This window comes from Streptomyces sp. NPDC045678 (genome assembly GCF_056432085.1).
The window spans coordinates 530,137-549,564 of record NZ_JBWKJS010000002.1; the positions used below are offsets into that span (position 1 = coordinate 530,137).

12 protein-coding genes are annotated in these 19,428 nt (G+C 69.8%); 7 read left to right on the forward strand and 5 right to left on the reverse strand.

Features of this window, described 5'->3' with window-relative positions; all coding sequences use genetic code 11:
- Positions 1-236 precede the first annotated feature (236 nt).
- Complete coding sequence (locus tag AC07DO_RS08900; protein ID WP_479057954.1) at positions 237-977, reverse strand: GNAT family N-acetyltransferase; 741 nt, start codon at positions 975-977, stop codon at positions 237-239.
- 192 nt (positions 978-1,169) lie between these two features.
- Between AC07DO_RS08900 and AC07DO_RS08905 the strand changes: the two genes are divergently transcribed.
- From AC07DO_RS08905 to AC07DO_RS08920, 4 genes are all read left to right on the forward strand, one after another.
- Entirely contained in the window at positions 1,170-2,996 is a 1,827-nt protein-coding gene (locus AC07DO_RS08905) for an endo-1,4-beta-xylanase (protein WP_479057955.1), read from the forward strand.
- 106 nt (positions 2,997-3,102) lie between these two features.
- Positions 3,103-5,925 carry a glycoside hydrolase family 48 protein gene (locus AC07DO_RS08910; RefSeq protein WP_479057956.1) on the forward strand — a complete coding sequence of 941 codons (2,823 nt, stop codon included), beginning with the start codon at positions 3,103-3,105 and terminating at the stop codon, positions 5,923-5,925.
- Positions 5,922-7,442: a GH12 family glycosyl hydrolase domain-containing protein gene (locus AC07DO_RS08915; protein ID WP_479057957.1), complete on the forward strand. Its 1,521-nt coding sequence runs from the start codon at positions 5,922-5,924 to the stop codon at positions 7,440-7,442. The genes AC07DO_RS08910 and AC07DO_RS08915 overlap by 4 nt, the downstream gene beginning before the upstream one ends.
- Positions 7,443-7,548: 106 nt before the next feature.
- The gene (locus AC07DO_RS08920) at positions 7,549-9,675 is read left to right on the forward strand and encodes a glycoside hydrolase family 6 protein (RefSeq protein WP_479057958.1); all 2,127 of its coding nucleotides are present in this window, start codon (positions 7,549-7,551) and stop codon (positions 9,673-9,675) included.
- A 357-nt stretch (positions 9,676-10,032) separates the two neighbouring features.
- On the opposite strand, the gene AC07DO_RS08925 is transcribed toward AC07DO_RS08920, so the two are convergent.
- From AC07DO_RS08925 to AC07DO_RS08935, 3 genes are all read right to left on the reverse strand, one after another.
- Positions 10,033-10,290: a hypothetical protein gene (locus tag AC07DO_RS08925; RefSeq protein ID WP_479057959.1), complete on the reverse strand. Its 258-nt coding sequence runs from the start codon at positions 10,288-10,290 to the stop codon at positions 10,033-10,035.
- A 504-nt stretch (positions 10,291-10,794) separates the two neighbouring features.
- Positions 10,795-11,541: a Crp/Fnr family transcriptional regulator gene (locus tag AC07DO_RS08930; protein ID WP_479057960.1), complete on the reverse strand. Its 747-nt coding sequence runs from the start codon at positions 11,539-11,541 to the stop codon at positions 10,795-10,797.
- A gap of 22 nt (positions 11,542-11,563) precedes the next feature.
- The gene (locus tag AC07DO_RS08935; protein WP_479057961.1) at positions 11,564-12,217 is read right to left on the reverse strand and encodes a chemotaxis protein CheB; all 654 of its coding nucleotides are present in this window, start codon (positions 12,215-12,217) and stop codon (positions 11,564-11,566) included.
- 131 nt (positions 12,218-12,348) lie between these two features.
- Between AC07DO_RS08935 and AC07DO_RS08940 the strand changes: the two genes are divergently transcribed.
- Entirely contained in the window at positions 12,349-12,603 is a 255-nt protein-coding gene (locus AC07DO_RS08940) for a DUF5133 domain-containing protein (RefSeq protein WP_479057962.1), read from the forward strand.
- 634 nt (positions 12,604-13,237) lie between these two features.
- On the forward strand, positions 13,238-15,511 hold the full coding sequence (locus AC07DO_RS08945; RefSeq protein ID WP_479057963.1) for a catalase: 2,274 nt from the start codon (positions 13,238-13,240) through the stop codon (positions 15,509-15,511).
- 102 nt (positions 15,512-15,613) lie between these two features.
- Here AC07DO_RS08945 and AC07DO_RS08950 read toward each other — a convergent pair whose 3' ends face one another.
- The gene (locus tag AC07DO_RS08950) at positions 15,614-17,875 is read right to left on the reverse strand and encodes a glycosyl hydrolase family 18 protein (RefSeq protein ID WP_479058572.1); all 2,262 of its coding nucleotides are present in this window, start codon (positions 17,873-17,875) and stop codon (positions 15,614-15,616) included.
- Positions 17,876-18,458: 583 nt separating this feature from the next.
- Between AC07DO_RS08950 and AC07DO_RS08955 the strand changes: the two genes are divergently transcribed.
- Positions 18,459-19,427, forward strand: coding sequence for an ABC transporter permease (locus tag AC07DO_RS08955; RefSeq protein ID WP_479058573.1), 969 nt, complete (start codon positions 18,459-18,461; stop codon positions 19,425-19,427).
- Position 19,428: the final 1 nt, after the last annotated feature.

A 19,428-nucleotide genomic window follows, 5' to 3' on the forward strand; every position in this document is an offset into this window, starting at 1 on the left:
CGGGCCGGCCGTCGTGTACCTGGAGCTGTCCGGTATCCGGGGGGGGGACACCTCGTTCGAGCCCTGGCGCGACCCGATCCACGACGTCCAGTTGTTGCCTCTCGCGGTCGGCGGGCGCGTCCACCGCGCCGTCTTGGCATCCAGCCGGGCACGGGACGGTGCCCCCGTCCACGGTGCTGGCACCCTCGCCGTTGCAGTTACATCAGGTCGCCATCAGCGTGGCGTCGGGCAGCGATTCACGCAGCAGGCCCCCTTACGCTTTCGCCTGGCCCGGGCTCGTGCACGCATTCTCGTTCGAGGATTGCGTGTACGACAGAGTCCCGCCACTGGCCAGCCTTCAGGACCAGCTCGCGGATGGTGCCTTCCTCGGTCATTCCGGCCGCTGACATCGTCTCTGCAGACGCTTCGTCGAGCGGTGCCCGAGCGCCCCATATGCGATGTAGGCCTGGTTCATCGAAGCCGAGCCCGAGCAGGAGGCGTACGGTTTCGAGGCGGTAGCCGCGCCCCCATTGGTCGGGGCGCAGAGCGAAGCCGAAGGTGGCGGCGCGCTGCTGGCGGGGGTCCATGGCCAGACGACCGAACTCGATCAGCTCCCACCTGCCGCGTTCCGCCGTGCATGACAGCCGCCGGCAGCCGCCGGCAGCCGCGCCGAATGCGGCCGAGGCCTGCGCCTGGCCGATGACCTGAGTGGCATAGGTCTGCACGCAGTTGTTGCCGGTGTCGACCTCGTTCATGCCGCCCAGGCCGCCCATGCCGCTGGGGTTGCAGGCAGAGGCATGGGCTAACTCGTCACAGGACACCTTGTCGGTGGAGCTGATCTCGGTGACCTTGATGGCGTCGGGGTTGCCACAGGTGGCCGCCCAGCCGTCAGGGCAGATCACCTTCCGGTTGTCGTCCGGATTGCGGTTGTGCTGGTTCTTGTCTGCGGAGGGCAGGCAAAGCCCGAGCTGTCGTCGTTTTCGTGAGTTGCTCCGCAAGTTTCGACCCAACTCCTTGACAGGTGAACCCCGCTACAGCACTTTGGGAGCGCTCCCACACCTTCAAGACTTGCACTGTCTGCCACCAGAGTCGCGGGGAGGAGGCCGAGCGCCGTGACCGGTCGGACCCCCGTCGCAGGGCTTCGGTGGCACCCGAGCATCCCCCTCCCGCATCCGGAGAGAGGAACCAGCATGACGCCGGCGCCCATACCCCCCGCCCGAAGACGGGCGTCTCGGAGCATCGCCGCCCTGATCGCCACCCTCGCCCTCGCGGCGGCCGCGATCGGGCTCACGCCGTCGCCGGCGTCCGCGGCCGAGCCGTCGACGCTGCAGCAGCTCGCCGACGCCAAGGGCAGGTACTTCGGCTCGGCGACCGACAACGGGGAACTGTCCGACGCCCCGTACACCCAGATCCTGGGCTCCCAGTTCGGGCCGATCACCCCCGGCAACTCCATGAAGTGGGACAGCACCGAGCGCACCCGGGGGCAGTTCAGCTTCTCGGGCGGTGACCAGGTCGTGGACTTCGCCCAGGCGCACGGCCGGAGCGTTCGCGGCCACACCCTGGTGTGGCACAGCCAGTTGCCCGGCTGGGTGGGGCAGCTGCCCGCCTCGCAGGTGCGCCCCGCCATGGAGAACCACATCGCCGAGGTCGCCGGCCACTACCGCGGCAAGGTGTTCGCCTGGGGCGTCGTCAACGAGCCCTTCAACGAGGACGGCAGCTTCCGCGACTCGCCGTTCCACAACGCCATGGGCAAGGATTACATCGCCCACGCCCTGCGCGCCGCCCGGGCCGCCGCCCCCGACGCCAAGCTGTACATCAACGACTACAACGTCGAGGGGATCGGCGCGAAGAGCGACGCCCTCTACGCCCTCGCCCGGGATCTGAAGGCGGCAGGCGTGCCGCTCGACGGGGTCGGGCTGCAGGCGCACCTGGCGATCCAGTACGGATTCCCGAACCAGATGCAGCAGAACATCAAGCGCTTCGCCGACCTCGGCCTCGACGTGGCCATCACCGAGCTCGACGTGCGGATGCGGTTGCCGAAGGACTCGGCGAAGGAGGCCACCCAGGCCGACTACTACCGCCGGGCCACCGAGGCCTGCCTGGCCGTCACCCGGTGCGTCGGGATCACGGTCTGGGACTACACCGACAAGTACTCCTGGATCCCCGGCGTCTTCGACGGCGAGGGCTCGGCCCTCCCGTGGGACGGGAACCTGCAGCCCAAGCCCGTCGTCATGGACGCGATCCGCAAGGCCCTCGGCGACACCGGCGCGGTCGACACGCAGGCCCCGAGCGTGCCGTCGGGGCTGCGGGTGACCGGCACCACCTCGGCCTCCGTCTCCCTGACGTGGGACGCCGCCACCGACGACACGGGCGTCACGGGGTACGACGTCCACCGCGGCGGCACGAAGGTGGGGACGGCCTCCGGTACGTCCTTCACCGACAGCGGGCTCGCCGCCTCCACCGCGTACGCCTACACGGTGCGGGCCCGCGACGCCGCCGGGAACGTCTCGGCGCAGTCCGCCCCGGTGAGCGCGACGACGCAGCCGGCGGGCACGGGCGACGGCTCCCTGAAGGTCCAGTACAAGAACAACGACCAGTCCGCCGGCGACAACTCGATCAAGCCCGGGCTGCAGCTGGTCAACACCGGTGACTCGGCCGTCGACCTCTCCGAGGTGACCGTCCGCTACTACTTCAGCGGCGAATCCGGCGCCACGACGTACAGCACTTGGTGCGACTGGGCGGTGCTCGGCTGCGGGAAGCTCACGCAGCGGGTCGTCGCGATGAGCAGTCCGAAGGCCGGCGCCGACCACTACCTGGAGGTGGGCTTCGCCGCCAGGGCGGGCAGCCTCGCCCCCGGAACCTCGAGCGGCGAGGCACAACTGCGGTTCAACAAGAGCGACTGGTCGAACTTCAGCGAGGCCGACGACTACAGCCGCGGTACGAACACCTCCTTCGCGGATGCGCCGAAGATCACCGTCCACCTCGACGGCCGGACCGTCTACGGCACCACCCCCTGAACCGCGGTCCGGGCGGCCGGCCCCGCCCGCCCGGACCGTTCCGGCGGCACCACCACCACTCCCACCCGGACCCCCTCTTGGAGGACCTGTGTCCGAACACCCCAAAATGCCCGAAAGATCCGAAAGATCCGAAAGATCCGCTTTACTCTCTCGGCGTTCCTTCGTCGGCGTGACCGGCGGCGCGCTCGTCGCCCTCGGCGCCGGGCAGGCGTTCGCCCGGGCTGCCGAGGCCCCGGCCGGGTCCGCCGCACAAGCGGCCGCCGCCGACGACGGCCCCTACACCCAGGCCTTCCTCACCCAGTACAACAAGATCAAGAACCCGGCCAGCGGCTACTTCAGCCCGGACGGCATCCCGTACCACTGCGCCGAGACCCTGATCGTCGAGGCTCCCGACCACGGCCACCAGACGACCTCCGAGGCGTTCAGCTTCTGGATCTGGCTGGAAGCGGCGTACGGCCGGGTGACCGGCGACTGGGCCCCGTTCAACAAGTCATGGGAGGTCGCCGAGGCCTCGATCATCCCGCCGCACGCCGACCAGCCCACCAACGACTCGTACAGCCCCTCCAAGCCCGCCACCTACGCGCCCGAGCACCCGCAGGTCACCAGCTATCCGTCCCAGATGGACTCCTCCATCCCCGTCGGCGCCGACCCCATCGCCACCGAACTCGCCTCCGCGTACGGGACGATGGACGTCTACGGCATGCACTGGCTGATGGACCTCGACAACGTCTACGGCTTCGGCAACAAGCCCGGCACCGGCGACGAGCTCGGCCCCGGCAAGATGGCGTCGTTCGTCAACAGCTACCAGCGCGGCGCGCAGGAGTCCGTCTGGGAGACCATTCCGCAGCCCAGCACCGACCTCTTCAAGTACGGCGGCGCCAACGGCTACCTCGACCTGTTCGTCAAGGACAGCTCGTACGCGAAGCAGTGGAAGTACACCAACGCCCCCGACGCCGACGCGCGCGCCGTGCAGGCCGCGTACTGGGCGCTGACCTGGGCGACGGCGCAGGGCAAGGCGGGCCAGGTCTCCGCGTCCGTGGCCAAGGCCGCGAAGATGGGCGACTACCTGCGCTACGCGATGTTCGACAAGTACTTCAAGAAAATCGGCAACTGCACCAGCCCGACCGGCTGTCAGCCCGCCTCCGGCCGCGACGCGCAGCACTACCTGTTGTCCTGGTACTACGCCTGGGGCGGCTCGTCCGGCACCGGCGGCGGCTGGGCCTGGCGCATCGGCGACGGCATCGCCCACCAGGGCTACCAGAACCCCCTCGCCGCCTGGGCGCTGTCCACCATCCCCGCCCTCACCCCCAAGTCACCTACGGCGAAGAGCGACTGGCAGAAGTCGCTCACCCGGCAGCTGGAGTTCCTGCGCTGGCTGCAGTCCTCCGAGGGCGGGCTCGCCGGCGGCTGCTCCAACAGCTGGGACGGCCAGTACGGCACCCCGCCGGCCGGCACACCGACCTTCTACGGCATGGCGTACGACTGGCAGCCCGTCTACCACGACCCGCCGAGCAACAACTGGTTCGGCTTCCAGGTCTGGTGCATGGAGCGCGTCGCCCAGTACTACTACGTCACCAACAACGCGACCGCCAAGGCGGTCCTCGACAAGTGGGTGGCCTGGGCCTCCGAGGAGACCACCGTAGGCGCCGACGGCAGCTACCGCTTCCCCGCCACCCTGCGCTGGACCGGCGCCCCCGACACCTGGAACGCCACGAACCCCGGCGCCAACACCGGCCTGCACGTGTCGGTCGTCGACTACGGCGACGACGTCGGCGTGGGCGCGGCGCTGTCCATGACGCTGATCTATTACGCCGCGAAGTCCGGGGACGCCGACGCGGCCGGGCTCGCCAAGTCCCTGCTCGACGCCATGGCCGAGCACGCCGACGCCAAGGGCATCGCCGTCCCCGAGACCCGCCGCGACTACGACCGCTTCGACGACCCGGTGTACTTCCCGACGGGCTGGTCCGGCACCTCCCCGCAGGGCGTGAAGCTGGGCTCCGGCACGACCTTCATCGGGATGCGACCGTGGCTCAAGCAGGAGCCGGGCTGGTCGAAGGTGCAGACGTACCTCGACGGCGGCGCCCCGCCGGTCTTCACGTACCACCGCTTCTGGGCGCAGGCGGCGCTGGCGCTCTCCTTCGCCTCGTACGCCGAGCTCCTCGGCGACGAGGGCGGCCCCGGCGGTGGCGACACCACCGCGCCGACCGTCCCGACCGGCCTGACGGTGACGGCGACGACCGGCACCAGCGTGTCGCTGAGCTGGACGGCGTCCACCGACGACACCGGCGTCGCGGCGTACGACGTCTACCGCGACGGCGCCCCGGTCGGCACCCCGACCGCGACCACCTACACCGACACCGGGCTCTCCGCGTCCACCGCCTACCACTACCGGGTCGCCGCCCGCGACGCCGCGGGCAACGCCTCCGCACTGTCCACCGAGGTCACCGGCACCACCAAAGCCGGCGGCGGTACGGGCGGCGCCAAGGTCCAGTACAAGAGCACCGATTCCAACGCCACCGACAACGCCATCCGCATGTCCCTGAAGGTCGGCAACACCGGAGGCGGCGCGCTCAGCCTCTCCACGGTGACCGTCCGCTACTACTTCACCGGCGACGGCGGCCCGTCCACGTACAGCACCTGGTGCGACTGGGCGATGCTCGGCGCCGCCAACATCACCCACCGGGTGGTCGCCATGAGCAGCCCGAAGACCGGTGCGGACCACTACCTGGAGGTCGGCTTCAGCGCCGGCGCGGGCAGCGTCGCCGCGGGCGGCGACTCCGGCGAGATACAGCTGCGCGTGCACAACAGCAACTGGTCGAACTTCAACGAGGCCGACGACTACAGCCGGGGCACCAACACGTCGTTCGCGGACGCCTCCAAGATCACCGCGCATGTCGGCGGCGAGCTCGTCTGGGGGACGGCGCCGTGACGGGACGGCACCTGCGCGGTGCCCTCGCCGCCACCGCCGCGGGCATCCTGCTCGCCGGGCTCGCGCTGTTCACCGGAGCGGGCCCGGCGGCGGCCGCGCCGGTCACCGACTGCACCCAGTGGGGCACCACCGAGATGCAGGGCGGCGCGTACACGTACCAGCAGAACGAGTGGAACTCCTCGGCCCGCCAGTGCGTCGGCGTGGACACCGCGACCGGCGCCTGGAAGCTGACCGAGGCGAACTTCTCGCTCACCACGGCGGGGCCGCCCGCCACCTACCCCTCCAGCTACAAGGGCTGCCACTGGGGCGCGTGCACGACGAACAGCGGCCTGCCGATCCGGGTGAGCGAGCTCGGCAGCGCCCGGTCGACGTTCGACACCACGCAGGTCTCCTCCGGTGCCTGGAACGCCGCGTACGACCTGTGGTTCAACTCCACGCCCACCACCGACGACCAGCCGGACGGCACCGAGGTGATGATCTGGATCAACCACCGCGGCGGCGTCCAGCCCATCGGCTCCCGTACGGCGACGATCACCGCGGACGGCCGGACGTGGGACGTGTGGACCGGTCCCGGCGCCTCCGGGTGGAAGGTCATCTCGTACGTGTTGCAGGGCGGCGCCACCGCGGTGACCGACCTCGACGTGAAGCGCCTCGTCGACGACGCCACCGCGCGCGGACAGATCAACCCCGCGCACTACCTGATCGACGCCGAGGCCGGCTTCGAGATCTGGCAGGGCGGCCAGGGCCTTGGCGTGAACTCCTTCTCGTTCGACGCCGGCAAGGGCTCGGGCGGCGGGGACACCACGCCGCCGACCGCGCCCCGCAACCCGCGGTCCACCGGCGCGAGTTCGTCGTCCGCCTCGCTGGCCTGGGATCCCGCCACGGATGACGTCGGCGTCACGTCGTACGACGTCTACCGCGGCGGCACACGTGTCGGCTCCACCGGCGGCACGACGTACACCGACACCGGACTGACGTCGTCCACCGCGTACAGCTACACCGTGCGCGCCCGGGACGCGGCCGGGAATGTCTCGCCGCCCACCGGTCCGGTGAGCGTCACCACTGAGCCCGGCGGCGGGACCGGCACCGGCAATCTGAAGGTGCAGTACAAGACGAGCGACACGAGCGTCACGGACAGCGCCATCGGGATGAACCTGCAGTTGGTCAACACCGGCAGCAGTACGCAGAGCCTGAAGGACGTCGAGATCCGCTACTGGTTCGACGACTCGGCCTCCTCGTACACCACCTGGTGCGACTGGGCACAGATCGGCTGCTCGAACCTCACCCACTCGGTCTCGACGAACGGAGCCAACCGCTACCTGAAGGTCAACCTCACCGGCGGCACACTCACCGCGGGCGCCTCGACCGGCGACATCCAACTGCGACTGCACCGCAGCGACTGGTCGAACCTCAACGAGGCCGACGACTACAGCCACGGCACCGCCAGCACATACACCGACGCACCCAAGATCGGCGTCTACTCCGGCGGCCAACTCCTGTGGGGCACAGCGCCCTGAGCAACCCCCGGACACCGATGGCGGGAATCCTTCCCGCTGCCTCCCGCCACCGGGCCGTACCTCCGCACACCTTTATCCGAGTATCCGAGAGGAACACCAAGCAACGATGAACACCACCATGCACCTCAGACGCAAGAGCCGCTTCAGGGGGCTCGCGGCGCTGCTGCCGGCGCTCGCCATGGGCGCCACGCTCAGCGTCGCGCTGCCCACCGCACCGGCCTCGGCGGCCGCGGCGGCCCGCGTCGACAACCCGTACGTGGGCGCCAAGCCGTACGTCAACCCCGACTGGTCCGCCAAGGCGAAGGCCGAGCCCGGCGGCTCCGTCATCGCCGACCAGCCCAGCTTCGTATGGATGGACCGGATCGCCGCGATCACCGGCACCTCCAACGGCCGTGGCCTGCGCGCCCACCTCGACACCGCGCTGACGCAGGGCGCCACGCTCTTCCAGGTCGTCATCTACGACCTGCCGGGCCGCGACTGCTCCGCGCTCGCCTCCAACGGCGAGCTGAAAGCGGAGGAGCTCGGCCGGTACAAGTCGGAGTACATCGACCCGATCGCGGAGATCCTCGCCGACCCTAAGTACGCGGCACTGCGGATCTCCGCGCTGATCGAGCCGGACTCGCTGCCCAACATGGTCACCAACGCGGGCAGCGCGGCCGGCGCCACGGAGGCCTGCCGGCACGTGAAGGAGCTGGGGTCGTACGAGAAGGGCGTCGGCTACGCGCTGAACAAGCTCGGCGACATCCCCAACGTCTACAACTACATCGACGCGGGACACCACGGCTGGCTCGGCTGGGACACCAACTTCGACCCGGCGGTGGACCAGTTCAAGAAGGCCGCCACCACCGAGGGCGCGACGGTCGACGACGTCGCCGGCTTCATCGTCAACACCGCCAACTACGGTGCGCTGAAGGAGCCGAACTTCAAGGTCACCGACTCGGTGAACGGCACCACCGTGCGCCAGGCCAAGTGGGTCGACTGGAACTACTACGTCGACGAGCTGTCCTTCGCCCAGGCGCTGCGCGACCGCCTGGTCAGCCGCGGCGGCTTCAACCCCGGCCTCGGCATGCTCATCGACACCGCCCGCAACGGCTGGGGCGGCGCCGCACGACCCACAGGACCCGGCCCGCAGACCTCCGTCGACGCCTACGTCGACGGCGGCAGGGTGGACCGCCGCATCCACACCGGCAACTGGTGCAACCAGCAGGGAGCCGGAGTCGGCGAACGCCCGCGGACCGCGCCCGAACCCGGCATCGACGCGTACGTGTGGGCCAAGCCCCCGGGCGAGTCGGACGGCAACAGCCAGCCCGTCGACAACGACGAGGGCAAGGGCTTCGACCGGATGTGCGACCCGACCTATGAGGGCAACGCGCGCAACGGCAACAATCCGACCGGCGCCATGGCCAACGCCCCGCTGGCCGGCCGCTGGTTCTCCGCACAGTTCCAGATGCTGCTGACCAACGCCTACCCGCCGCTGAACGGCGGCGGCGACCCGGGCCCCGACACCCAGGCGCCCAGTGTCCCGGCGGGCTTGAAGACGACGGGCACCACCGCGTCCTCGGTGTCCCTGTCCTGGACCGCCTCGACGGACAACGTGGGCGTCGCGTCGTACGACGTGTACCGCAACGGGACCCTCGTCGGCTCCACCGGCGGCACGACGTACACCGACAGCGCTCTGACCGCCTCCACCACCTACCAGTACAAGGTGCGGGCGCGGGACGCCGCCGGGAACGCCTCGGCCCAGTCCGCGCAGGTCACCGGCACGACGACTTCGGGGGGTGGGTCGGGCACCGGCAATCTGAAGGTGCAGTACAAGACGAGCGACACGAGCGTCACGGACAGCGCCATCGGGATGAACCTGCAGTTGGTCAACACCGGCAGCAGTACGCAGAGCCTGAAGGACGTCGAGATCCGCTACTGGTTCGACGACTCGGCCTCCTCGTACACCACCTGGTGCGACTGGGCACAGATCGGCTGCTCGAACCTCACCCACTCGGTCTCGACGAACGGCACAACGACCGGAGCCAACCGCTACCTGAAGGTCAACCTCACCGGCGGCACACTCACCGCGGGCGCCTCGACCGGCGACATCCAACTGCGACTGCACCGCAGCGACTGGTCGAACCTCAACGAGGCCGACGACTACAGCCACGGCACCGCCAGCACATACACCGACGCACCGAAGATCGGCGTCTACTCCGGCGGCCAACTCCTATGGGGCACCGCCCCGTAACCCGCAAGGCCTGACGCACGTACGGCACGACGCGCCCCCGGTGCCCTTCCGCCCCGGGGGCGCGAGGGCGACAGGCCGCGGCACGCACCCTGCTCGGCCGGCCTGATCGGCCCACCGCGATCGTCACCGCGAACGATATGCAGGCGCTCGGCGTCTACCGGGCGGCCCGCGGACGTCCGCCCGGCGCCCACACGACCGCCACCACCATCAACTCCAAGATCGGTCACCCGGTCTACGTTGAGGCGTTGATCGCCCGGCTGCCCTTGGACGTCACGATCCGGCACTCGAAACACCCCGGGGGGGCCAGTGCTCCACCGTCCCCGTGCTGACCGGGCTGACCGGGCTGACCAGAGACCGTCAGGTGCAGTCGTACCAGTCGCCCCAGCCGCCGCTGTACGTGCGGCAGTACCAGCGGTCGTCTCCGCCGCGCACATAGAGGGTCGGAGTGTAGTCGGCCGTCACGCCGTTCTTGAGGTCATGGCCGCCAAGGCTTCCCCAGGGAGCCCAGGAGCCGACATCGCCGGGGACCGTCATCCACGACGTCCACACCCGATGGTCCGTTCCCAGTCCGATGAACTCGGAGTGCCCGTCGGCCCATTCCAACTTCGTGAACACAGTCCCGCAGAGGAACAGGGCGGGGGCCGGGCCGTTCCTGAAGGTGACAGTGCAGCCGGACACATTGTCGTTCTGGCCGTCGACGATGTAGGTAACGACTCTCGTGACCTGGCCGGCTGCGACCGCAGGAGCCGTGTTCGGGTGGGCGGGGAGCGGCACCAGGCGAGCGGACTGGGAGTCCGGGCGGGCAGGTGAGGTGGCCGCGTGTGCGGGAGTCGTGGTGAAAAGCAGGCCACCCAGGACTGTGCACAGGATCGCGAAGCAACGTAACCGTCTCAATGTTTCCCTCCCTGATAGCCGCAGCGGCACGGTAGCCACCGGCGGTTTCGGGCAGTATGGCCACCGGGGCACCTGGGAGATAGCACGCCCTACAGGTCATTGGCCGGAACGGGCGCGGGTGAACATCCGGGCCGAGGCGGCTGCACCGCCGGTTGCCGGGCAGTCATTTCCGGGCCAGGCGCGGGCCAACTCGGCTCAACCGGGAGAAGCTCGGCTTCTTCCGGTTCAGCGGGAAGGTTCCGGTGCGTCCGCGTAAGGAGGCAGCGCCGCGGCGTGTGCGTCGCGGATGACCTCGTAGCAGCTGCAGGCGTGGGCCTGCAGGCGGTCGCGGTCCAGGATGGTGATCGTGCCGCGGCTGTAGTGGATGCAGCCGTCCGCGGCCAGCGCGCCGGCGACCTCGCTGACGGAGGACCTGCGTACGGCGAGCATCTGGGCGAGGAACTTCTGCGTGAGCTCGAAGCGCTCGCTGTGCATGCGGTCGGCGGTCATCAGCAGCCAGCGCGCGCAGCGCTGGTGGGTACGGTGGCCGCGGATGCAGGCCGCGTTGCGTGCCAGCTGGGTGAACATGTACTGGGTGAAGCGCTGCAGCGCGTGTTGCAACTGCCCGTCCAGCAGGGCGATCTCGTGACGGAACCGGTCGGCGTCCATCCGCAGGGCCCGGCCGGGGACCTGGCACAGCGTGCGTTCCGTGGCGGTCGCCACGCCGAGGAAGACGGGGAGGCCGACCATGCCCTCGTCGCCGACGGTGGCGACCTCCACGGTGGGGCCCTCCAGGTCAGTGACGATCGAGCACACCCCGATCAGAGGGAAGTACACGGCGTCGATGCGCTCGCCGGGGCGGTAGAGCACGTCGCCGGCGACGAGTTCGATCGGTTCCAGGTAAGGACGCAGATGCTCGCGGGCGGGCTTGGGCAGGGCGGCGAGGATCCGGTTGCTCACCGGGTCGTACGTGCCGCCCGTGTCGCTCGCCATGCGGTGCGCCTCTCGTCCTGGGTCAGGTGGCCAATGCCGGGGGGATCACGGCCGCCCAGGGCGGCAACGACACCCGCATCATGCCGGCGGCGCCCGGCACCATCACCAGGCTGACCAGCGCGTGTGCCAGCACCGGCAGGGGCAGCACGAAGTCTATGCAGCCCGTGGCCATCGCGGCGCTCGGCATGCCGGACGCCTCTGATGTGGCGAGGTCCTGGGCCAGCGCCCGGCCGCCCGCACCCCGTACATGACGTACTCCCAGGGCCCCGTCCTGCTGCCGGCCGGTCAGCACCGCGACCAGCAGGCGCGGGCCGAACGCGGTCGCGGCGGAGGTGAACGTCGGGTCCGCCGCGCAGTGGTCGTGCACGGGATGCAGGGTCACCGAGCCATCCGGCGAGAAGCCGGCAGAACGGCCCGCGGGCACCACGTGAACCACGCCGGGCGTCAGCTGGTCGGCGTCCCGCAGCAGTCGCACCGGCAGCGCGGAGCGGTACTGGAGCACCTTCACCAGCAGGTCGAACTCGCGCACCGGCCGGTGCTGCACCAGCACCAGCGCGGCGGGAAACGACTCGGGCAGCGACGACAGAATCTCGCGGTAGGCGCTCACGCCGCCCAGCGACGCGGTCATGCAGACCACGTCGAAAGCGGCGGACGGATTCTGTGCGGCAGCGAACATAGGTGCAGTCTAATGCCCGCCACCGGGCACAGCGTGCGCGCGTCGTCGAAGCGGCCATCGGCTCGGCATGAGAGCGCGTTCTCGGGGCAGCCGTAGAGCACTGACGAGCGCTTGGATAGGAGCCTGTGGTCGTGTCGAAGTCGGACCCGCGCCGGGTGAGGAGCCTGCTGACCCGCTACGCGAACGCGCGCATCGCACTCGCGGAGAAGCCCGTACCCGCTTGGCAGCGGGAGCTGGCGGACGTGACCCACGCACTGTGCGCGATAACCGGGACCCGCTCCATCAACGCCGCGATCGCGGCCGCCGACGAGATTCTGGCAGCGGCCGGCCGGTCCCCGGCGTCCCGTCGGACCTCCGTCGCCAAGGACACGCACCTCACCGCCTGAGTAGCGACTCGGTCTGCTTCCTGTGCGAGCTCGCCCACTGAGACGGATCGTCGTTGCGGAGGGCCGGTGTCCGAGGTGACCATGCGGGAGATGCCGGGTGGTCATCCCGGCGGAGTGTTGGAGGCACTGCTGGTGAACACCGCACCGCGGTGCGCCTCGCCCTGCGCGCCAGACGCCGACCACTTCGCTTCGCCCACCGGCTGACCTGCTTCGTTCACGGTGGGCGCTTTCCCTCATGCCGTGGTTCGTGCTGCAGAGCACGGGCAGCGCCGCCAAGGCCGGGGCCGTCGCGTTCTGCACTGCTGTCCGCCGTGCTCGCCGCGCCTGGAGGCAGATGGACCGTACCGGTTCTCCCCATGACAGGGCGGTGGGCTGACTGCCGCACGGTTCGGCCCGCTCACGCGCCTGTACGTGGCCGACGACTCCCGGCCACCGCCGACTTGCCGGGGCCTCGGGCGCCGCGCGCCCGAGCAAGGGCAGCTTTACGCGCCCTCGGCAGGCGTCATCTCCACTTCTGCGCATTTGGCAGCACCGATCGGTGCGGAACGGTCAAATTCGGGTACTCCGTTTCGACCATCGCGTGCGGGCTTCTCAGGCGCCCCGTACGCGACACATCGCAGCAGAGGAGATGAAGATGGACGGCGAGCACCCCGTGAAGGCCGCGGTGGAGAAGCTGAAGGACACGGTCACGGGGGGACAGGGGCCCGAGGAGGGAGTGCCGGGGAAGCCCGGCCCCGAGTCGCCGGCGGTGGCCGAGCCGACCGAGCCGCGGGAGCCGCTGCCGCCGAAGGCCGACCAGACCGGTCCAAAACCTGTGAGTCCCACCGGTACACCGTCGCGTGACGGTCGTGCGGCGGCCGCGCAGCAGGGCGAGTGGCTGACCACCGCGCAGGGCGACCGGCTGTACGACACCGATCACTCGCTCAAGGCCGGCCCGCGCGGGCCCGTCCTTCTCCAGGACCACCACTTGCGGGAGAAGATCACCCACTTCGACCACGAGCGGATCCCGGAGCGGGTCGTCCATGCGCGCGGCGCCGCCGCCCACGGTGTGTTCCGCGGCTACGGCAACGCGGCCGGCGTCACCAAGGCCGCCTTCCTCGGCGAAGGCGTGGAGACCGAGGTGTTCGTCCGGTTCTCCACCGTCCTCGGCTCACGCGGCTCTGCGGACACGGTGCGTGACACCCGCGGGTTCGCGACGAAGTTCTACACGACCGAGGGCACCTTCGACCTGGTCGGCAACAACATCCCGGTGTTCTTCATCCAGGACGCCATCAAGTTCCCGGACGTCATCCACGCCGGCAAGCCCCACCCCGACCGCGAGATCCCGCAGGCGCAGAGCGCGCACGACACGTTCTGGGACTTCGTCACCCTGCACTCCGAGGCCACCCACCACACCCTGTGGAACATGTCCGACCGGGGCATCCCCCGCTCGTACCGGATGATGGAGGGCTTCGGAGTCCACACCTTCCGGCTGGAGAACGCGGCCGGGGAGACCACCCTGGTGAAGTTCCACTGGAAGCCACGGCTCGGCGTGCACTCCCTCGTCTGGGAGGAGGCGCAGATCGCCGGCGGTGTGGACCCCGACTTCCACCGCCGCGACCTCGCCGACGCCATCGAGGCCGGTGCCCACCCCGAGTGGGAACTGGGGATCCAGACCTTCCCCGACACCCCCGAGCAGACCTTCGAGGGCATCGACCTCCTCGATCCCACGAAGATCGTGCCGGAGGAGCTGGCCCCGGTGCAGCCCATCGGGCTGCTCACGCTCAACCGCAATCCCTCCAACTACTTCGCCGAGACCGAGCAGGTCGCCTTCCACGTCGGCCATCTCGTCCCGGGGATCGACGTCACCGACGACCCGCTGCTCCAGGGGCGGCTGTTCTCCTACCTCGACACCCAGATCAGCCGGCTCGGCGGGCCCAACTTCGCCCAGTTGCCGATCAACCGTCCGCACGCCCCGGTCAACGACATGCTGCGGGACGGCATGCACCAGACGGCCGTGCACCGCGGCGTCGCGCCGTACCACCCCAATTCGCTCGACGGGGGCTGCCCGTTCATGGCGGGCGCCGGCACCGGGGCGGACATCGAGGTGCCTGTCGCGCTGCCCGCGTCGCGCAAAGTGCGTGAGGCGCCTGCCACCTTCGACGACCACTTCAGTCAGGCGCGCATGTTCTGGCTGAGCATGAGCCCGCCGGAGCGCGAGCACATCGCGAACGCCTACTCCTTCGAGCTCGGCAAGTGCTACGAGCAGGCGGTCAAGGAACGTGGTCTGCAGGCTCTGGCCAACATCGACCCCGACCTGTGCGCCCAGGTCGCAGCCGCCCTCGGTCTGCCCGCTCCCGCCCCGACCGTGCCGCTCCGGGACGCGCTGCCCAGCCCGGCCCTCTCCCAGGTCGGCCGGACGTGGCCGCTGGACGGACGGATCATCGGCATCGTGACGGACGGGACGGAGGACCCCGACGGTGTGCGGGCGGTCCGGCAGTCCGTGCTCGACGCGGGCATGGTGCCGCTGGTCGTCGCCCCGGCGGGCGGAAAGCTGGACGCGGACGGTGCGCCCCTGACGGTGCAGCGGACGTTCGCCACGGCCCGTTCCATCGAGTTCGACGCCCTGCTGGTGGTGGGGAGCCCCGCGGCCGGCGCCGATGCGCTGCCCGCGCGGGACTCGAAGGCGAAGACCGCGGGCTCCGAGCCCGATCCGCGGCTGCGGCTGCTGCTGGACGAGGCGTTCCGCCACGGCAAGGCCATCGGCGGCTGGGCCGGGGCCGAGCGGGTCCTCGACGCCGCGGGCGTCCCGGCCGACGCACCCGGCGTCGTACTCGGCTCCGGCGGCACCGCGGTACTCGACCGGATGCGGGAGCTGCTCTCGCAGCACCGTGTCTGGGACCGCTTCACCGGCGGACTGGTCGGCTGACCACTTCGCGCGGCACGCCCCCGGGCCGGGAAGAGGCTCTTCCCGGCCCGGGTGTCACCGGGTCGGTGCACCGCCCCCGGCGTTAGCGTGCCAGTCCCTCCGTCATGGCTGCTTCAGACCGCGGTCCAGGGCGTTGAACAGGGTGTTGTTCGAGGTGTCCCCCGACATTTCCCAGATCATTCCGCCGAGCAGACCCTTGGACTTGATGTACTGGGTCTTCTTCTCGATGGACCAGGGATCGTCGAAGGACCACCACTGGCCGTTCGGCCCGGTATAGCCGTACGTGGAGATGGACTGCTCGTCGTGGTAGACGGTCAGGTTCGGGAAGGCGGCGACCAGATTGTCGTAGCCGCGTGTGCCCGCCTCCTCCTGGAACTGGCCGGGCGCGGCGCCGTTGGCGCTCTGCCATTCGCCGTGCGCGCCGCCGTCGGCGACCTGCTGCCAGCCGCGTCCGTAGAACGGGAAGCCGATGGTCAGCTTGCGCGGCTTGATGCCCTGGTCGGTGTACGCCTTCACGGCGTCGTCGACGCTGAAGTCGTTGGCGTACGGACTCTGCGCGTCCTTGTACAGATTGCCCTGGTGCCCGGTGCGGTTGGGTTCCCAGGAGTTGTCGCTGCCCGCGCCGTGGAAGTCGTAGCCCTGGACGTTGCCGAAGTCCAGGTGCTTGAAGACCTCCTTGAGCTCCCAGCCTTCGTTGATCTTCTTGGGGTCGGCCGGGGTGAAGGCGGTGAGCAGTCGGTGGCCGCCGCCGAGCGCGTCGAGCTGTTGGCGGAACTCGGCGATCAGGGCGGTGTTGTTGGCCTTGTCGTCCGTGCTCCAGTGGTTGCCGGGGTGGCCGTCAGGCGAGCCGGGCCACTCCCAGTCCAGGTCGAAGCCGTCGAAGATGCCCGCGGCGACGCCGTCACCGCCCGCTCCGTTGTAGGCGGGCAGGTTGCCCTTGATGTACATGTCGATGCAGGACTTGACGAACTTCTTCCGTGATTCGTCCGTCTTGGCGACGTCGGAGAAGTACTTGGAGTAGGTCCAGCCGCCGAGCGAGACGACCACCTTGAGGTTCGGGTGCTTGGCCTTGAGCTTCTTCAGCTGGTTGAAGTTGCCGCGCAGCTTGCCCCAGCCGTCGTCGGCGACGCCGTCCACGGACTGCCCGGCGGGGAAGGCGCGGCCGTAGTCGGCCTCGGCGTCCCCGGCTCCTTCGCCCTGGTTGGGGTCTTGGGGGTTCTGCGTGGTGCCCTTGGTGACGCCGTTGAGGCAGGTGAGGTTCTTGGGGTCGATGTTGGCGAAGGCGTAGTTGATGACGTCGAGCTTGGCCGCGGCGCCGGAGGTCTCCAGGTCCCGGACGAAGTACTGCCGACCGTAGATGCCCCACTGCACGAAGTATCCGACCTTCGCGTAACCGCCCTCCCCCACGGCCTCCTTGGTGGTGACGGACAGGGGGTTGCTCGCGGGCGAGGCGTTGTCCGCCGCGTCCCGCGCCCTGACGGTGAAGGTGTACTCCGTGGCGGGCGTCAGGCCGGTCACCGTGCTGGTGAGGGTGTCGGCCGGCAGGCTCTCCACGAGGGTCGTGCCGCGGTAGACGTCGTACGCGGCGACGCGCTGGTTGTCGGTGGCCGCGTCCCAGGCGAGCTTCACGGTGCTCGACGTGACGTCACTGGCGCGGAGGTTGCGGGGCGCGGTGGGCGGCACGGTGTCGGTCGCCGGGTCCACAGTCGTCGCGGTGACGGGGGCGCTCGCCTCACCGGTGTTGCCGCGCGAGTCCTTGGCGCGGACGCTGAACTGGTGGGCGGTCGCGGGTTCGAGGCCGCGCACCGTGGCTTGCGTGGTGGCGCTGGCCGCCACGACGGTCGTGCCGCGCAGTACCTCGTACGAGGCGACGGGGAAGTCGCCCTGCGCGGCCGCCGTCCACTTCAGGCTGACGGTACGGGCGGTGGCGTCGGCGACATTCAGTCCGGCGGGCGCCTTCGGGGGTACGGCCGCGGTGCCGTCGCACTTGTCGCCGTTGATGAGGCAGCCGGTGGGCGGCTTGAGCTGGCCGCTGCCGCGGAAGGTGTAGCTGTACGGCTCGGTGTCGCGGCCCGCGGGGACACGGGCGTTGTAGTAGGCGGGCGTGACGACAACGTGTTTGCCCTTGATCTCGGCGGTGCCGTGGGTGTGGTCGCCGATGGTGACGCCGTCGGGCAGGTCGAATTCGATGGACCAGGTGCTGACCGCCGTGTCGCCGCTGTTCTTCACGACGAACTTGCCGGTCCAGGACGTACCGCTGCCCTCGCTGACGAAGGTGGCGGTGAGCTTGGCGGCCGCGACGGCGGGGGCCGCGAGTGCGGTGAGTCCGGCCAGCGCCAGTGCGAAGACGGCGAGGACGGCGATGAGGCGCCGGGGGAAGGCCGGGCGGCCATGGGGTCCGGCAGCGGGTCCGGGTGAGGATCTGCGTTCGGGTCTGCGTACGGCCCTGTCTACGAATCTGCGTAAGGACACGGCTCTCCTTCATGAGGTGAGGACGCGCTTCCTGCGGTACGGACCTTTCAGAGAACCACTGCCCGTGGGCATGTCAACGCGGACGGGAGGGCGTGCGGACGTACCACCGCGTGACGCCGGGCCCCTCCGCCACGCTCCCGCGTCCGCAAAGAACCGGCGCAATGGACTGGACCAACTCGACGATATTTTGCCTCGCCTTGACGCCGCCGGTGATCGTTTTGCTACGGGAGCATTGCGGCTCCTACGGGAACATTGCGCGCTCCGCGACAGTGTTGCGGCCTCGTGGCGGAAGCGGTCAAAAGCTGGCGCGGCCGGTCAGTACGGATCAAGCTGACATTCGTCCTTCGCGGCACCGTTCCATACCCGTACATCCTCAGAAAGCACCACCACACATGTACTGCACCTGTTTGTCCGGCGCCTTTTCGGCGCGTCCCACGTGTGTGGTGAGGGGGCGGTCCGCGCCGTGCGCTATGTGATGCGCAAGGCGGGTGGCTGGCTCCTGATGATCGCGGTCGCGACCAACGCGACGTACTTCCTGGCCAGTTGGTTTCTCGACCCGCGTTCGAACTTCAAGGAGCTGCGGCCCGCCCGCAGCGAGGCGCAGATCGCCGGCGCCCTCGCCCCGTACAACCTCGACCCCGGCGTGCCGTTGGTGCAGCGGTGGTGGCACTGGCTCACCTCCGTGACGCTCCACTTCGACTGGGGCCGCTCGCCCACCGGCATCTCCGTCAACGGCGAGGTGGGTCACCGCGCCCTCGTCAGCGCCGAGTTGGTCGTCATGGCGACCGTCCTGTCCGTCGTGATCGGTGTCGCGCTCGCCGTCTACACCGCCGCACGCCAGTACGGCCCCGCCGACCGCGTCTCGCAGGCGGTGTCCATCGCGCTGTTCAACGTCCCGACACCCGTCGCGGCGCTCGCCGTGGTCTTCGTCGCCATCTGGCTCAACCAGCATGCCGGGCTCCACTTCCTGTACGTCGCCGGGGAGAACTCACCCGACGTGGAGGGACTGCTCCCGACGATCGGTGACCGCCTCCTCCACCTGATCCTGCCGACCCTGACGCTGACACTCATGGGATACGTGGGTTACCACCTGACCCAGCGGTCGCTGCTGCTCGACACGATCAACTCCGACTTCGTGCGCACGGCCCAGGCCACCGGCCTGACCCGGAGCCAGGCGGTCCGCAGGCACGCGCTGCGCGCCGCGCTGATCCCGACGGCGGCGTCCGTGGCGTTCAGCGTGCCCGCCGTCTTCACCGGCGCCGTCATCACCGAGACGATCTTCGGCTGGAACGGCATGGGCCGCTACTTCATCCAGACCATCGGCAAGAACGACGTGCACGGCGCGGTCGCGACAGCCGCGTTCGCCGCGGTGCTCACCGCGATCGGCGCGATCCTCGCGGACATCGCCACGGTCTTCCTCGACCCGAGAGTGCGGGTGAACTGAC

Excerpts from the sequence above, each read along its gene's own strand:
- AC07DO_RS08905 (WP_479057955.1), top strand. The coding sequence starts at position 1,170 with ATGACGCCGGCGCCCATACCCCCCGCCCGAAGACGGGCGTCTCGGAGC.
- AC07DO_RS08910 (WP_479057956.1), top strand. The coding sequence starts at position 3,103 with ATGCCCGAAAGATCCGAAAGATCCGAAAGATCCGCTTTACTCTCTCGG.
- AC07DO_RS08920 (WP_479057958.1), top strand. The coding sequence starts at position 7,549 with ATGAACACCACCATGCACCTCAGACGCAAGAGCCGCTTCAGGGGGCTC.
- AC07DO_RS08930 (WP_479057960.1), bottom strand. The coding sequence starts at position 11,541 with ATGGCGAGCGACACGGGCGGCACGTACGACCCGGTGAGCAACCGGATC.
- AC07DO_RS08935 (WP_479057961.1), bottom strand. The coding sequence starts at position 12,217 with ATGTTCGCTGCCGCACAGAATCCGTCCGCCGCTTTCGACGTGGTCTGC.
- AC07DO_RS08945 (WP_479057963.1), top strand. The coding sequence starts at position 13,238 with ATGGACGGCGAGCACCCCGTGAAGGCCGCGGTGGAGAAGCTGAAGGAC.
- AC07DO_RS08955 (WP_479058573.1), top strand. The coding sequence starts at position 18,459 with ATGCGCAAGGCGGGTGGCTGGCTCCTGATGATCGCGGTCGCGACCAAC.